Here is a 14,614-nt window from a genome sequence, read left to right as displayed (position 1 = left end):
CACCGTTGAAGTACGCACTGCTGATCAACGAACGCCCCGGCGCTTACGACGGCCTCAGCGAGGACCAGCGAGCCGCCATCAGCGCCGAGTACATCGCGCTGACGAAGGATGAACGCATCCTCGGAGGCGAACGGCTCCAGCCCGCCGACACCGCGACCACCGTCCGCGTCGAGCACGGCGAACTGCTGCTGACCGACGGGCCGTTCGCCGACACCAAGGAGATCTTCGGCGGCTACTACCTCGTCGAGGCGATCGACCTCGACTCCGTGCTGGAACTCGCCGCCCGGATCCCGGCCGCCCGCCTCGGCGGTTCGGTCGAAGTACGGCCGCTGGTGGAGCGGTAGGCCGTGCTCGAGGAGGTCTTCCGCGACCAGTGGGCGCGTGTGGTGGCCGCTCTGGTGAGCTTCCTCGGCGACATCGACCTCGCCGAGGAGGCCGCGCAGGAGGCGTTCGTCATCGCCGCCGAGCGCTGGGCGCGTGACGGGCCGCCGGACAATCCGGGAGCCTGGCTCGTGGTGACCGGACGCAACCGGGCGATCGACCGCCTGCGTCGCGACCGCACCCGCGCGGAGAAGACCCGGCTGCTGGATCGCCCGGAACCCGCGGAGATCACGATGGATGAGACGACGATCCCCGACGAACGCCTCGAACTCTTCTTCATGTGCTGTCACCCGGCGCTGGCGACCGAGGCCCAGGTCGCGCTCACCCTGCGCGCGCTGGGCGGCCTGTCCACCCCGGAGATCGCCCGGGCGTTCCTGGTGAACGACGAGACGATGAAGCGCCGCCTCTCCCGCGCGCGCAACAAGATCAGGGTGGCGGCGATCCCGTTCGCGATCCCGCACGACCACCTCCTGCCCGGCCGCCTGGGAGCGGTCCTCGCGGTGCTCTATCTGATCTTCAATCAGGGGTACGGCGACGGCCGGGCCGACCTCGCGGCGGAGGCGATCCGGCTGGGCCGGATACTGCTCGGCCTCATGCCCGACGAGCCTGAGGCCGTCGCGCTGCTGGCGCTGATGCTGCTGCACGACTCCCGTCGCGCGGCCCGCGTGCGCGACGGCGAGATCGTCCTGCTTCACGAGCAGGATCGCCGCCTGTGGGACATCGCCCAGATCGAGGAAGGGCGGGCGCTGCTCGACCGTGCTGTCAGGGTCGGCGCTCGCGGCGTTTACGCGGTGCAGGCGGCCATCGCCGCCTTGCAGACCGAGGAACGGATCGACTGGCCGGCCGTCGCCGCGCTCTATGGCCGCCTACATGAACTGACGGGCTCCGAGATCGTCGAGCTCAACCGGGCCGTGGCGATCGCCGAGATCGAGGGGCCGCGGGCGGCGCTGGCGATCGTCGACGCGCTCCACCTCGACGACTACCGCTACTTCCACTCCACCCGGGCCGAACTCCTGCGGCGCCTCGACGACCCGGCGGCGGCGCGGGCGGCGTACCGAAGAGCGCTCGACCTCGCCACCACCGAGGCCGAGCGCCGCTTCCTCAACCACCGCCTCACCGACCTGTGACCCGCCTCGCCTCGCTTCGGGTCCCTGAGCGCCGGCTCCCCGAGTGTCGGCGCGGTCGGGTGACGGTCGGGGAGAGTGTGTGGTGCGAGCTCACCGGGGGCGGCGGAGGGCGGTGGTGAGGTCGTCGAGGTGTCCGGAGACCGGGCCCAAGGTGAGCAGGCCGCTGCCCGCCCCCGCCAGCTCCGCCGCCGCGGGGAGCAGCTCGGCATGGGCGCGTTCCATCGTCTCCCGGTCGCCGACGGCGATGGCGGCCCGGGCGGCGAGGCACCACAGCGCCTCGTACAGCAGGTCGCGGGGCGGTTCCGGGACCAGGCGCAGTGCCGCCGCGGCCTCGCCCGGGCGGTCCTGGGCCAGCAGCACCAGGGGACGGGCCCACGGCTCGTAGGGTCCCCAGTCGATGCCCTCGTCGGTCTGGGCGGGCCGTGCGTGCCGCAGGCGCAGGCAGAGCAGCGCGAGCGGCAACAGCCCGGCCTGCAGTCCGGGCATGCCGGCACCTTCCAGGCGCGCGGCGGCCGCGCGGTAGGCCGCCTCCGCCACCGGTGCCTGCTCGGTGGCGGCGAGCCGTAGCGCCCGGTACCACTGGGCGAACACGCCGGCCAGCGGCAGCTCGTGCCGTTCGGCCAGGCGGTCGGCGGCGGCCGCGTGCTCGTCGGCGCCGGGGAAGTCCGCGAGCGCGCTGCGGGCTTGCAGGCGGACGAGGTGCCCGAGCACCTCGAAGGTGACCAGGCCATGCCGGGCGGACAGGGCGACCAGCTCGGCGCCGAGCTCGTCCCGGCGCGGCGCCAGACCGGCCCGGTGAAAGGTCTGCATGAACACGCCGTTGAGGGCGAACGCCAGCAGCGCCGGATCGTCCAGACGGCGGGCGATCTCCTCCGCCTGCGCCGCCGCCCGGGGCCCGCGCTCCGCACGGGTGCCGCGTGACTCCAGGGCGATCGTGGCCAGCAGCCGGGCCCGCGCCGCCTGGTGCGCGGCGGGTGGGAGGGCGGCCAGGGCGCGTTCGGCCGCCGCCACGATCTGGGCCGCCTGTTCCGGGTCGTCCGAGCGGGTCCAGATCGCCGGTACGTCGTACGCGCCGATCACCCGGGCGGTCAACTCCGCGTCGCCCAGCTCCTCCGCCGCGGCGACGGCCGCCCCGCGGTACCGGCGGGCGGCCTCCAGACCGCCGCCCCCGGTCACCGCCAGATTACGCAGCAGTCCCACCGTCGACTCCAGCCGCGCCCGCGCGCCGGACGCCACGGTCCGGTCATAGGCGGCGGCCGTCTGCGCCCACACCCGGCCCGCCGCGCCGGCCGGGTCGAGGTGGCCCGACTGGTGCAGGATGTCGGTCTCCAGGCCGCGCAGTGCCGGGCCCGGATCCACCCCCAGCTGCTCGACCAGGAGCGTTCGTGCCCGGCGCAGCACCGCCAGCGCGTCCCCTTGGCGGCCGGTACGGTACAGCGCGAGAGCCAGCAGCCGCCAGGCGTCCTCGCGCCAGGGATGCTCGGCCACGTGCGCGTCCAGATCCGGCACCGCCTCGGCGGCGAGGCCCAGGGCGAGGCGTGCCTCGGCCCGGCGTTCCACCGCCCGCAGCCGCAGCTCCGCGAGGCGGGAACGCTCCGCCCGGGCCCAGTCCTCCTCGGCGAACTCGGCGTAAGCGGGCCCGCGCCACCATCCCAGCGCCTCCTCCAGCCGGGCGAGCAGGTCTTCGGGCGGCAGCGTCGCGGCCACCGCCTGCTCGAACCGCCAGGCGTCCACCGCGTCCGGCTCCGCGCGCAGGGCGTACCCCGGCCCTTCGGTGACCAGCAGCCGCGCCGCGGTGCGCGGCGGGCGCTCGGGCTCCAGCGCGCGGCGCAGCGCGGCCACGAAGGTGCGTACCGCACCCACCGCGCCCGGCGGCGGATCGAGCCACAGGTCCTCGACCAGGTGGGAGACCGGGACGACGCGGCGGCGGGCGACGATCAGCCGGGCCAGCACCGCGCGGTGCCGCGGCCCCTTCAAGGCGATCGCCTCCCCGGCATCGTCCCAGGCCGTCACCGGCCCCAGCACCCCGAACACCTTCCGCGTCATCGCCACCCCGGCCACGTTATAGCGCTCATCCGATGCTCATCGCCGCCCGGCAGGCTGGAGGCACCCGCTCACCCACGGAAAGGGCTCGACCATGACGCCTGCCATCGCCGGCTTCGACTACCGGCGCGTCCCTGTCGCCGACGGTGTGTCCCTGAACACGGCCGTCGCCGGCTCGGGCACGCCGATCGTGCTGCTGCACGGCTTCCCGCAGACCCACCTGATGTGGCGGCACGTCGCCGCCGACCTCGCGGCCGACCACACCGTGATCTGTCCCGACCTGCGCGGTTACGGCGCCAGCGACAAACCCGCCGAGACCGGCGGCACCACCTACGCCAAGCGCACCATGGCCGCCGACATCGTCGCCCTGGCCCGCGCGCTGGGACATGACCGTTTCGCGCTGGCCGGGCACGACCGCGGCGCCCTGGTCGCCTTCCGTGCCGCCCTCGATCACCCCGAGACGATCACGCACGTGGCCTGCCTCGACGTACTGCCGACCCTGGACATGTGGGACGTGATGCACGGCGTCAGTGCCGCCGTCGGCTTCCACCTCTACCTGATGGCCCAGCCGCCGGGCCTGCCCGAGCAGCTGATCGCCGCCGGTTCGGACGCCTTCTTCGGCCACTTCCTCGACATCTGGGCCACCGACCCGCAGGCGATCCCCGCCGAGGTCCGGGCCGCGTACCTGGCCGCCTGCCGCGACGCGGTCCCGTCGATCGTGGCCGACTACCGCGCCTCCGCGGGCATCGACGTCGTCCACGACCAGGCCGACCGGGACGCCGGCAACCGGCTGCGGATGCCGGTCACCGTACTCCAGCAGGACTGGGGCGCCGCCCTTGGCTTCGACGCGGCCGCCCGGTGGCGCGCCTGGGCGCCCGACCTGCGGCATGACACGGTCACCTGCGGTCACTTCATGGCCGAAGAAGCCCCCGCCGACATCGCCAAGGCCCTCCGCGACCTCCTTATTCGCTAAATCGCCCGATATATTTCGGCATTCGATATATTCTGCCCGCGTGACCAAGATGACAGAGGCGACGTATTTCATCCTCGCCGCACTGCTGGAGAAGCCGCTCCACGGCTACGGGATCATCAAACGCGCGGGCGAGCAGTCCTCGGGACGCGTGAAGCTCGCCGTCGGCACCCTGTACGGCGCGCTCGACCGGCTCGCCGAGGCCGGACTGGTGGTGATCGACCGTGAGGAGATCGTCGACGGGCGGGCCAGACGCTACTACCGGATCACCGAAGAGGGCACGGCCGCGGTGCGCGCGGAGGCCGTCCGGCTCCAGAGCGCCGCGGCCGTCGTGACCAGCCAGATCACGGTGATGGGCACGTGAACGTCCTCGAACGACGCTACCGCCGCCTGCTCTGGGCCTATCCCCGTGCCTACCGGGAGCAGCACGGCGATGAGCTCCTCAACACGCTGATGGAGGCGGCCGCCCCGGGCGCCCGCCGTCCGGCGATCCGCGAAGCGCTCCCGCTCCTGGCGGGGGGCTTCGCCGCCCACGCCAGAGACGCCAGGTCCCGCGCGCCCTGGTGGGCCGACGGCCTGCATCTCGGTGTGCTGGCCGTGGCGACGACCACGTACGCGATGAAGGTCGACGTCCTGCCCCACCTGATCCGGCCGATCTGGACCGCGCTCGCGATCCTGCTGATGGTGGCGATCACCCGCGGCCGGCTGCTGCTGGCGCTGCCGCTCGCGACCGTGGCCGCCTTCCAGGCCGGCGGTCTCTTGGGCCGGATGGGCGTCCCCCGCTTCGGACCGGCCTACGTCGAGATGTCGAACGTGGTCCCCCACGTGGTGATCGTGGCCGGGCTGGCCGTCCTGGTCATAGGACGGCGCGGGAAGGCGCTGCCCGCGCGGTCGTGGTTGTGGCTGCTCATCCCGGTGCTCTGCTGGACGCTGCAGTACGTCGACTTCTCCTTCCCGGAGGAACTGCCCTGGTTGCTGTTCCGGTCGGGCGTGGAGGTGCTGGCGCTGAGTGCCGTGCTCTGGGCCACCGTGGCGGCCAGGGACGCCCGGTGGTCACTCGCCGCCGCCATCTATATGATCCCGGGCCTGGCCTATTTGGCGGAGAACCTGCCCGCGCACGGCAGGAAGGGCTTCGCCTACTGGGGGCTGCTCACCCTGCTGGTGATCGCTTCGGCGGTGGCGGCTCGTCGTGCCAGACGCAGGATCTGACCGCCCCATCCGATTGCCCGGCGACTATAGTTAGTTAGGTGACTGACTCGAAAAGCCCCCGGGTGCGGGCCGCGTCCGCCAAGCGGGAGCGGCTGATGGCCGCCGCCGCCCGGGTCGTGCACCAGCAGGGCGCGGAGCGCACCACCATCGCCGACATCGCCCACGCCGCCGACGTCCCGGTGGGCAATGTGTACTACTACTTCAAGACCAAGGACGATCTGGTCGCGGCCGCGCTCACCGAGCACGTCCGGCAACTGGGTCTGCTCACCGGCCAACTGGATGACCTTGACGACCCGAGGGAGCGGCTCAAGGGGCTGGTGGAAGCGTGGGCGAGTCAGCGCGAAGTCGCGGCCCGCTACGGGTGCCCGACCGGGACGCTGGCCGCCGAGCTGGACAAGCGTACCGAGGGCGGCCTGGACGTGGCGGCGGGCAAGGCCATCCGGGTGCTGCTGGACTGGGCCGAACGCCAGTTCCGCGAGCTCGGGCTGCCTGATCCCGGCGGGCTCGCCGAGACGCTGGTGGGCGCCTACCAGGGCATGTCGCTGCTGGCCAACGCCCTGCGCGAGCCCGACGTCATGACGCGGCAGTGCGCCCGCCTGGTCGGCTGGCTGGACTCCCTGTCCGCCGACGGCTCCTAGCCGATGCGGTAGCCCACGCCGGGCATGGTGGTGATGATCGGCGGGTCGCCGAGTTTGCGGCGCAGGCGGCCGATGGTGACGGTCACGGTGTTGGTGAACGGGTCGGCGTGCTCGTCCCAGACCTGTTCCAGCAGGTCCTCGGTGCTGAGGAAGGCCGGGGTGGCGCGCAGGAGGGCTTCGAGCAGGGCGAACTCCTTGACCGACAGGTCGAGCCGGTTGCCGTCGCGGGTGGCCGTACGGCGTAGCGGGTCGAGTTCGAGCCCCGCCGCGCGCAGGACGCGGGCGCGGGCGGCGGGCCGGCGGCGGGCCAGGGAGCGGATGCGCAGGACCAGCTCGGGGAAGTGGAACGGCTTGGCGAGGTAATCGTCGGCGCCCAGGGTCAGACCGCTGACCCGGTCGCCCGGCGCGCCGGCCGCGGTCAGCATCAGGACCATGACGCGGTCGTCGCGTTCGGTGATCATCTGGCAGAGGGTGTCGCCGTGGATCCCCGGCAGGTCCCGGTCGAGCACGACCACGTCATAGGTGTTGAGGTCGAGCTTGGCCGCCGCCTCCAGCCCGTCGTACGCCACGTCCACGGCCATGCCCTGATCACCCAGGCCCTCGACCAGGACGGCGGCGAGGGCGCGCGCGTCCTCGACCACCAGCACCCTCACGCCGCGACACCCGCCCGCGCCGGCGCCAGCGGCAGCGAGACGGCGACCCGGAGGCCGCCCTCGGGCCGGGCACGCAGGTCCAGGTCGCCGCCGTGCGCCGCGGCGATGGCCGCGACGATCGACAGCCCCAGCCCGGAGCCGTCGCCGGAGCCTGTCCGGTCCGTGCCGAGCCGTTGGAACGGCTGGGCCAGCCTGGCGACCTGCTCCTGATCGAGCACCTGTCCGCTCGTCTCCACCACGAGCAGCGCGCTCGCGCCGTCGGCCGTGGTGGTCAGCCGGATCCAGCCGCCGTCGTGGTTGTGGGTGATCGCGTTGTCGATCACGTTGTCGGCCATGCGGGTCAGGAGCGTCCGGCTGCCCTGCGTCCAGGCGTCATCGTGGACGTCGCCGTCGTGGACGGTCAGGTGCTTGGCCGTGATGTCGGCGGCCCGGGCGACCAGGGCGGCGGACACCACGTGGCCGAGCGAGAGCCTCGCCCGGTCGGACAGGGCGCCGTGCTGGGTGCGGGCGAGCATGAGGAAGCCTTCCAGAAGCCGGTCCACCTGGTCGAGTTCGGCGCGGATCCGGTCGGCCAGCGCGAGCGTCTGCGCCGGTACGGGCTCCGGCTTGGCCACGGCCACGTCCAGCGAGGCCCGCATGGTCGCCAGCGGGGTACGCAGCTCGTGCGAGGCGTTGGCGACGAAGCGGCGCTGCGCGGCGAAGGAGCCCTCCAGGCGCTCCAGCAGCCCGTCGATGGTGTCGGCCAGGTCCTTCACCTCGTCGGCGGGGCCCGGCGCGGCCAGCCGCTCGTGCAGGTTGTCGGCGGAGATCCGCCGCGTGGTCGCGGTGATCGTCCGCAGCGGTCGCAGCACCCGGCCCGCGACGATCCGGCCCAGCACGACCGACACCACGGCCATGACGGCGAGCGCGACCGCTGAGCCGATCAGGAGCTGGCGCGCTTGGAGCGCCTGTATCTCCGACAGCCGGCTCTGGAGCCGGCCGATGAGCTCCTGGGCGGCCCCGAGTGTCAGCTGCTCGCCCGGCGGCGTCGCGACGGGGGAGTTGATCCGCGACCCGAGGCTCACGAGGTTGGTGATGGCCAGCAGCCCGACGCCGGACAGCAGGAACAGGGCACCGTACAGGGCGGTGAAGCGCAGCCGTACGGGGCGGCCGGCCAGTGCCAGGCGTCGCAGCTTCCTCATCGCTCCAGGATGCCGTGCCGGACCTAACAACGGCATGACAGCCTCCGTTCGGCCCGCGTTATGGGCACGTCCGTAGAACCGAACCCATGCGAGCAACCATCGAAGTCGCCGGGCTGCGCAAGCGGTTCGGCCACACCATGGCGCTGGACGGGATGTCCTTCACCGTGACACCGGGGCAGGTCACCGGTTTCGTCGGCCCGAACGGCGCGGGCAAGTCCACCACGATGCGGGTGATCCTCGGCCTGGACGCGGCCGACGAGGGCAGCGCGCTGGTGGGCGGGCGGCCGTACACCGGCCTGCGCGACCCGCTGCGTCACGTCGGCGCGCTGCTGGACGCCTCGGCCCTGCAGCCCAGCCGTACCGCCCGCAACCACCTGCTGTGGCTGGCCCACTCCCAAGGGTTGGGCGCCGGACGCGTCGACGAGGTGATCGAGCAGGTCGGGCTCGGCTCGGCGGCCCAGCGCAAGGCGGGCGGCTTCTCCCTGGGCATGCGCCAGCGACTCGGCATCGCCGCCGCGCTGCTCGGCGACCCGCCGGTGCTCATGCTCGACGAACCGTCCAACGGCCTCGATCCCGAGGGCATCATCTGGATGCGCGGGTTCCTGCGGTCGCTGGCCGCCGAAGGCCGCGCCGTACTGGTGTCCAGCCATCTGATGAGCGAGCTCGAGGACACCGCCGACCACCTCGTCGTGGTGGGCCGCGGCCGGGTGGTCGCCGACACCAGCGTGGCCGGCCTGCTCGCGACCGCCTCCGGCGGCCGGGTCAGCCTGCGTACCTCGGCGCCGTCGGAGGCGATGGCGGCGCTGACGCAGGCCGGCGCCACCGTGACCGGCGCTGGGACCGGCACCGGCACCGGCACCGGCCGCGACGCCTTGACCGTGACGGGTCTGACGGGCGAGCACATCGTGGCGCTACTCAACCGGTACGCCGTGCCGTTCTCGGAGGTGTCGGCGCATCGCGCGACGCTCGAGGAGGCGTACCTGGAGCTGACCCGGGACGCCGTCGAGTTCCGCGCCGCCGGGCAGGAGGCGACGCGATGAGGACCACCGTCCTTTTCGCGCGGCTGCTGCGCGCCGAATGGACCAAGTTCCGGACGGTCCGCGGCTGGGTGCTCGCCATGGCGGCCGCGGCGCTGGTCACCGTGCTGCTTGGGCTGCTGTCCGCCTCGGGCAGCCACCAGTCGTGCGGCGGTGCGAGCGGCGTCTGCCCCGCCGTCCCGGTGGGGCCGGACGGCGAGGCGGTGGAGGACAAGTTCTACTTCGTCCACCGGCCGCTGGACGGGGACGGCAGCATCACCGTCCGCGTGACCTCCATGACCGGCCAAATCCGCCTGCCTGACGCCAACCCGGCGAACCGGCGGGTCATCTCCGGGGTCGTGCCGTGGGCGAAGGCCGGAATCATGATCAAGGAGAGCATGAAGCAGGGCTCCGCCTACGCGGCGGTGATGATCACCGGCAAGCACGGGGTGCGGATGCAGCACGACTTCACCCACGACGTGGCCGGCCGCCCGGGCGGCGTCTCGAAGCAGTCCCCGCGCTGGCTGCGGCTCACCCGCTCCGGCGAGGAGCTCACCGGCTACGAGTCCACCGACGGCCGGCAGTGGAGCCAGGTCGGCACCGCGCGCCTGACCGGACTGCCGGCCACGGTGCAGGTCGGGCTGTTCGCCGCCTCTCCGGGCGACCTGACCGTGACGCAGGGCGATTTCGGCGGGTCCAGCGCAGCCTCGCGCTTCGCCGAGGCCACCGCGGTCTTCGACCAGGTCAGTCTCCAGGGGCCGGTCGGCGGCGGTGCGTGGCGGCCCGACGATGTCGGAGTCACCCTGAATCCCGATGGGTCGGCGCACCATCCGGGCGGGTTCAAGGAGTCCGGCAGCACGTACACCGTGACCGGGGTCGGCGACATCGCGCCCCTGTCGGACGGCCGGCAGATCGAGAACACCCTCACCGGCGTCCTGACCGGGCTGATCGTGGTGATCGTGGTGGCGGTCATGTTCATCACCGCCGAATACCGGCGCGGCCTGATCCGCACCACCCTGCTCGCCGGGCCGCGGCGCGGCCGGACGCTCGCGGCCAAGGCCCTCGCGATCGGCACGGTCACCTTCGTCGCCGGACTGGCCGCCACCACGGCCGCGGTCACGTTCGGCGGGCAGGTCCTGCGCGCCAACGGCAACTACATCCTCCCGGTGACCGCGTTCACCGAACTACGCGTCGTCGTCGGCACGGCGGTGCTGTTCGCCGCCGCCGCCGTCCTCGCGCTCGCCGTGGGCACGCTGTTCCGGCGCAGCGTCCCCTCGGTCATCGCCGCCATCTTGGTGATCGTCGTCCCCTACATCCTCGCGACCGCCTCCATCCTGCCCTCGGGCGCGGCGCAGTGGCTGCTGCGGCTCACCCCGGCCGCCGGCTTCGCGATCCAGCAGAGCATTCCCGAGTACGCGCACGTGCTCGGCAACTACGCCCCGTCGGCCGGCTACTACCCGCTGGCACCCTGGGCCGGCCTCGCCGTGCTCTGCGGCTACGCCGCGCTCGCTCTGGGCCTGGCCGCCTTCCAACTCCGCCGGAGGGACGCATGAGACAACAACTGCACGCGGAGTGGACAAAACTCCGTACCGTGGCCGGCACCGGCTGGCTGCTGCTCGGGCTCGTCATCCTCACCGTCACCGTGAGCGTCGTGGCGGCCGCCGCCGTGTCCTGTACGTCGGCCGGATGCGACTACGACCCGGCCAAGATCAGTCTTTTCGGCGTCCAGGTAGGCCAGGCGATGGTCGCCATCCTGGCCGTACTGGCGATCAGCGGCGAGTACAGCACCGGCATGATCCGCACCACTCTGACGGCCAGGCCGCGCCGGGTCACCGTCCTGGCCGCCAAGGCGGCCGTCGTCACCGGGCTGACGCTGGCCGCGGGCAGCGTCGCCGTGCTCGCCTCGATGACGGTCGGGCGGCGGGTCCTGCTCGACAACGGCTTCACCCGCGGCCCCGGCAGCCCGATGCTGTCGCTGGCCGAGGGGCCGATGCTGCGCGCCGCTTTCGGCTCGGTCCTCTACCTCGCGCTGATCGCCCTGCTCAGCCTCGGCGTCGCCGCCGCCGTACGGGACTCGGCGACGGCGATCGGAGCCGTGCTCGGCCTGCTCTACGTCCTGTCGATCCTGCCCTTCATGATCGCCGACCCGGCCTGGCAGAAGCTCCTCTGGCAGCTCTCGCCGATGAACGCCGGGCTCGCCGTCCAGGCCACCACCCACCTGTCCACCCTGCCCCTCAGCCCATGGGCGGGGCTCGGCGTACTCGCCGCATGGGCCGCCGCCGCGCTCCTGGGTGGGGGGCTGCTGTTACGGCTGCGCGACGCGTGACCTCCTAACCGGCGGCGTCGCCCGGCAAGGTCACGAACGAGGACTTGCCGGTCTGGCGGGCCAGCTGCCGGATCTGCCCCGTGCGGACGTCGACGGCATAGGTGAACAAGGAATCCTTGTCGCCGAGGAAGGCGATGGTGACCTCGGATCCGCTCTGCCAGATCGAGGTGCCCCAGAGGCTACCGTTTGTCGGCAGGCCGCGGATGGCCACCTTCCGCAGGGTCCGCCCGCTCTTGGCGTCGAGCAGGGTGAGAGTGCGCTTCTTCAGGTCCCGGAACTCGACGGCGGCCACCGTACGGCCGTCCGGGGCGAGCTCGCTGAACATGATGAACGTGCCACGGAAGCGCACCGGCGCGCCTCCACCGGTGACGGGCATCAGCCACAAGTCGGTCTTGATGTACCGGACCAGTTCGGCGACACCGTCCTTGATGCTGACCGTCTCGTACTTGCCGGGCACCGGCACGGTCTTGCCCGTGCGCACGTCGATCAGCAGCCCGGGCTCCTTGCTCCCTTCACGCGGGTCGAAGACCACGTAGCGGCCGTCGTCGGAGACCACGAGCGTGGAGCCTATGCCGATCCGTTCCTCCTTCACCGTGACCGGGGAGGACACCTCGGATCCGGTCATCAGGTCGCGGACCACGTGCGCCTGGGCCGTACGGCTGTAGTAGGCGAGCTTGCGCCCGTCCCGGCTGATCGCGAGGGGTACGCGCCTCGTCTTGGTGGTGCTGACGAGCGCCTGCGGCACCCGGTAGGTCGTGCCGGCGCGGGTGACCACCCGCCACTCGACGGCACTGCAGTCGAGCTGCCCGCTCACCTTGACCTCGCAGGGTGACCGGTACGCGCTGCCGATCAACCCCACCTTGCCGTCGGGCAGGTCGGGCACCGTGTCAGCGCTCCGCGGCGTGGCCGTGCGGTCGCCCCACGACCACGGCAGCGACGCGGCGGCGGTCCCAACCCCCAGCAGCACCACGACCGCGGCGACCGCGGCCACTGTCCGGGTGGTGCGCCGCCTGCGCCGGTGGCCCGCGATGGCCAGGTCGACCAGGCTCACCATGGGGGCCTCGTCGGCGAGGTCGTTCAGCGCCTCACGCAGCCTCGTCATCGGATCACCTCCTCGATCTCGGAATCGGACAGCAGGTGCGCCAGCTCGGGCGCGACCATGCGCAGGCGGGCCAGCGCGTGATGGACCTGGCTTTTCACGGTGCCGACCGCGCAGCCGAGCACCTCGGCCGTCTGCGCCTCGGTGAGGTCCTCCCAGAACCGCAGCACGACCACCGCACGCTGCTTGGGGGTCAACTTGGCCAGCGCCTGGCGCAGCACGATCCGGTCGAGCGCGGCTCCGTCGTGGGAGGTGCCGTGCTCGGGCAAGTCGGCGCTCGGCGACTCGGGACGCGGCCGGCGCTTCCAGGAGATGTACTGGTTGACCAGCGCCTTGCGCGTGTACGCCTCGGGGTTGCCGCCCTTGGACAGCTTGGACCACTGCCCGACAACCTTGATCAGGACGCTCTGCAGCAGATCCTCGGCGAGGTGGGCGTCTCCCGTGAGCAGGTACGCGTTCCGCATCAGCGCTTGCTGGCGGGCGAGCACGAACTCGCGGAAGCCGTCATGACGATCCAACGTGATCTCCTCTCGCCCCTTGCAACGCCGCTCGTCGCGCGAAAGGTTGCAGTCCCTCCCCGCATTTCGTGGATGGAACGGGATGGCACGCCTATCGGGTGTAGGCCGCACGAATCATAAGGAGTCGGTCGTGTCCATCCGAATGTCCACGCGAGTGGGCGGTGCCCTCCTGGCCGCCGCCCTGCTCGCCGCCCCATCCTTCGCCCCGGCCCAGGCCGCCGCGGGACCGGTCCTGCCGCCGTCCGGTGGCGTGCTCTACGTCACGAACGCGGGCTCCGGCGACGTCTCCTCCCTGGCGATCGGCCCGAAGGGCACCCTGAGGCTTCTCGGCAAGCCGGTGTCCACCGGCGGCGAGACCCCCCGTGGCATCGCCCTCACCCCGGACGGAGCCACCGCGTACGTCGTCAACAGCGACTCCGACACGCTTTCGGTGTTCCGTGTGGGAGCGCAGGGCGCGCTCCAGCCGGACCCGCGGATCGTCAGGACCGGCGACGAGCCGTGGGGGGCGACCATCTCCCCGAACGGGCGCACCCTGTACGTGACCAACACCGGCGCCGGCGACGCGACGATCTCGGCGTACCGGATCGGCCTGGACGGAACGCCCATCAGGATCGGCGACTTCAAGACCACCTCGGACCATCCCAAGCAGACGGTGCTGTCCCCCGACGGGCGCTTCCTCTACCTCTCGTACGCCGACACGGACGAGACCGCCGACAGCCCGCCGCGGGTCATCACCCGATTCGCCATGCGCTCGGACGGCACGCTCGGACCCGCGCAGGACGTGGCGAAGGTCGGACCGGCCAACTTCGGGATCGCGATCAGCCCCAACGGCGCCTTCGTGTACGTGACCTCGGTGGAGCCGCAGCAGGTGTGGGGGTTCCGGCGCGGCGTGGACGGCTCGCTGACCCCCGTGCCCGGATCGCCGTTCCCGGCGGCCGAATTCCCGGTCGGTCTCAAGGTCACGCCCGACGGGCAGCACCTGTACGTCGCCGGCCAGGACTCCGACACCGACTCGCCCCCCGGCGGCCTGCTCGGCTTCACGATCCTCCCCGACGGCTCGCTCCGGCCGACCGCCGACTCCCCGGCCCCCACTCCCGACCACGCCGAGGTCGCGGCGGTCGCGATCACCCCGGACGGCCGGGACGTCTTCGCCGCCATCCGGGACACCAACCAGGTGGCCGCGTTCGAGATCGGATCGGGCGGCGCCCTGAAGGAGGCCCCGAACTCACCGTTCGCCACGGGAGGGTTGAGCCCGCGGAGCCAGTCCATCGCCGTACGCCCGGTCCCCGCGACCCCACGGTAAGGAGGCGGGCGGCCCGAGGAGCGCTAAGAGGTCCTAACAGAAAGATCAGCGGACGAGGCGGCGCCAGCAGATGATCGCGGCGGCGAGGGTCATGAACGCTTCGTGGATGTCGTCGCGGATCTCCCAGCGGATGCGCAGGCGGCGGAACCA

General features: G+C 72.4%; 15 protein-coding genes. 10 read left to right on the top strand and 5 right to left on the bottom strand.

The features are described from left to right. The first annotated feature begins 5 nt into the window (after window positions 1-5). Both KME78_RS59515 and KME78_RS59510 read left to right on the top strand, forming a co-directional pair. On the top strand, window positions 6-344 hold the full coding sequence (locus tag KME78_RS59515; RefSeq protein WP_219539174.1) for a YciI family protein: 339 nt from the start codon (window positions 6-8) through the stop codon (window positions 342-344). A gap of 3 nt (window positions 345-347) precedes the next feature. Next, window positions 348-1,508: an RNA polymerase sigma factor gene (locus tag KME78_RS59510; RefSeq protein WP_219539173.1), complete on the top strand. Its 1,161-nt coding sequence runs from the start codon at window positions 348-350 to the stop codon at window positions 1,506-1,508. A 90-nt stretch (window positions 1,509-1,598) separates the two neighbouring features. On the opposite strand, the gene KME78_RS59505 is transcribed toward KME78_RS59510, so the two are convergent. Next, on the bottom strand, window positions 1,599-3,554 hold the full coding sequence (locus KME78_RS59505; protein WP_219539209.1) for an AfsR/SARP family transcriptional regulator: 1,956 nt from the start codon (window positions 3,552-3,554) through the stop codon (window positions 1,599-1,601). Window positions 3,555-3,645: 91 nt separating this feature from the next. Here KME78_RS59505 and KME78_RS59500 point away from each other — a divergent pair, with 91 nt between their 5' ends. Genes KME78_RS59500 through KME78_RS59485 form a run of 4 tightly spaced genes read left to right on the top strand, consistent with a single transcriptional unit; the run spans window position 3,646 to window position 6,368 of the window. Continuing rightward, window positions 3,646-4,524, top strand: coding sequence for an alpha/beta fold hydrolase (locus tag KME78_RS59500; RefSeq protein WP_219539172.1), 879 nt, complete (start codon window positions 3,646-3,648; stop codon window positions 4,522-4,524). A 49-nt stretch (window positions 4,525-4,573) separates the two neighbouring features. Further along, window positions 4,574-4,885 (top strand): PadR family transcriptional regulator, encoded by a 312-nt coding sequence (locus KME78_RS59495; protein WP_219539208.1) that lies wholly within the window; start codon window positions 4,574-4,576, stop codon window positions 4,883-4,885. Further along, window positions 4,882-5,730, top strand: coding sequence for a hypothetical protein (locus KME78_RS59490; protein WP_219539171.1), 849 nt, complete (start codon window positions 4,882-4,884; stop codon window positions 5,728-5,730). The genes KME78_RS59495 and KME78_RS59490 overlap by 4 nt, the downstream gene beginning before the upstream one ends. 38 nt (window positions 5,731-5,768) lie before the next feature. Then, window positions 5,769-6,368 (top strand): TetR/AcrR family transcriptional regulator, encoded by a 600-nt coding sequence (locus tag KME78_RS59485; RefSeq protein ID WP_308127564.1) that lies wholly within the window; start codon window positions 5,769-5,771, stop codon window positions 6,366-6,368. Here the strand turns inward: KME78_RS59485 and KME78_RS59480 are convergent. Next, window positions 6,365-7,021, bottom strand: a complete 657-nt coding sequence (locus tag KME78_RS59480) for a response regulator transcription factor (RefSeq protein ID WP_219539170.1) — start codon at window positions 7,019-7,021, stop codon at window positions 6,365-6,367. The genes KME78_RS59485 and KME78_RS59480 overlap by 4 nt on opposite strands. Then, window positions 7,018-8,202 carry a HAMP domain-containing sensor histidine kinase gene (locus tag KME78_RS59475; RefSeq protein ID WP_219539169.1) on the bottom strand — a complete coding sequence of 395 codons (1,185 nt, stop codon included), beginning with the start codon at window positions 8,200-8,202 and terminating at the stop codon, window positions 7,018-7,020. Before KME78_RS59475 ends, KME78_RS59480 begins: the two co-directional genes overlap by 4 nt. An 86-nt stretch (window positions 8,203-8,288) precedes the next feature. Here KME78_RS59475 and KME78_RS59470 point away from each other — a divergent pair, with 86 nt between their 5' ends. The 3 genes from KME78_RS59470 to KME78_RS59460 are packed head-to-tail and all read left to right on the top strand — an operon-like array spanning window position 8,289 to window position 11,544. Next, the gene (locus tag KME78_RS59470) at window positions 8,289-9,242 is read left to right on the top strand and encodes an ATP-binding cassette domain-containing protein (RefSeq protein ID WP_219539168.1); all 954 of its coding nucleotides are present in this window, start codon (window positions 8,289-8,291) and stop codon (window positions 9,240-9,242) included. Next, on the top strand, window positions 9,239-10,771 hold the full coding sequence (locus tag KME78_RS59465; protein WP_219539167.1) for an ABC transporter permease subunit: 1,533 nt from the start codon (window positions 9,239-9,241) through the stop codon (window positions 10,769-10,771). Before KME78_RS59470 ends, KME78_RS59465 begins: the two co-directional genes overlap by 4 nt. After that, the gene (locus KME78_RS59460) at window positions 10,768-11,544 is read left to right on the top strand and encodes an ABC transporter permease (protein ID WP_219539166.1); all 777 of its coding nucleotides are present in this window, start codon (window positions 10,768-10,770) and stop codon (window positions 11,542-11,544) included. Before KME78_RS59465 ends, KME78_RS59460 begins: the two co-directional genes overlap by 4 nt. Before the next feature lie 4 nt (window positions 11,545-11,548). Here the strand turns inward: KME78_RS59460 and KME78_RS59455 are convergent, their stop codons facing one another. Both KME78_RS59455 and KME78_RS59450 read right to left on the bottom strand, forming a co-directional pair. Continuing rightward, entirely contained in the window at window positions 11,549-12,646 is a 1,098-nt protein-coding gene (locus tag KME78_RS59455) for a hypothetical protein (protein ID WP_219539165.1), read from the bottom strand. Then, window positions 12,643-13,161, bottom strand: coding sequence for a SigE family RNA polymerase sigma factor (locus tag KME78_RS59450; RefSeq protein WP_219539164.1), 519 nt, complete (start codon window positions 13,159-13,161; stop codon window positions 12,643-12,645). The genes KME78_RS59455 and KME78_RS59450 overlap by 4 nt, the downstream gene beginning before the upstream one ends. 130 nt (window positions 13,162-13,291) lie before the next feature. On the opposite strand from KME78_RS59450, the gene KME78_RS59445 reads away from it, so the two are divergent. Next, window positions 13,292-14,464: a lactonase family protein gene (locus KME78_RS59445; RefSeq protein WP_219539163.1), complete on the top strand. Its 1,173-nt coding sequence runs from the start codon at window positions 13,292-13,294 to the stop codon at window positions 14,462-14,464. The last annotated feature ends 150 nt before the right edge of the window (window positions 14,465-14,614 follow it).

Origin of the sequence: Nonomuraea guangzhouensis (assembly GCF_019396345.1) — a bacterium.
In the GTDB taxonomy this organism is placed as follows: Bacteria; Actinomycetota; Actinomycetes; order Streptosporangiales; family Streptosporangiaceae; genus Nonomuraea; species Nonomuraea guangzhouensis.
Note: the sequence above shows the minus strand (reverse complement) of the source record. Positions and strands in the feature narration are given on the sequence as shown.

Excerpts from the sequence above, each read along its gene's own strand:
- KME78_RS59465 (WP_219539167.1), top strand. The coding sequence starts at position 9,239 with ATGAGGACCACCGTCCTTTTCGCGCGGCTGCTGCGCGCCGAATGGACC.
- KME78_RS59460 (WP_219539166.1), top strand. The coding sequence starts at position 10,768 with ATGAGACAACAACTGCACGCGGAGTGGACAAAACTCCGTACCGTGGCC.
- KME78_RS59455 (WP_219539165.1), bottom strand. The coding sequence starts at position 12,646 with ATGACGAGGCTGCGTGAGGCGCTGAACGACCTCGCCGACGAGGCCCCC.
- KME78_RS59475 (WP_219539169.1), bottom strand. The coding sequence starts at position 8,202 with ATGAGGAAGCTGCGACGCCTGGCACTGGCCGGCCGCCCCGTACGGCTG.
- KME78_RS59470 (WP_219539168.1), top strand. The coding sequence starts at position 8,289 with ATGCGAGCAACCATCGAAGTCGCCGGGCTGCGCAAGCGGTTCGGCCAC.
- KME78_RS59500 (WP_219539172.1), top strand. The coding sequence starts at position 3,646 with ATGACGCCTGCCATCGCCGGCTTCGACTACCGGCGCGTCCCTGTCGCC.
- KME78_RS59495 (WP_219539208.1), top strand. The coding sequence starts at position 4,574 with ATGACAGAGGCGACGTATTTCATCCTCGCCGCACTGCTGGAGAAGCCG.
- KME78_RS59505 (WP_219539209.1), bottom strand. The coding sequence starts at position 3,554 with ATGACGCGGAAGGTGTTCGGGGTGCTGGGGCCGGTGACGGCCTGGGAC.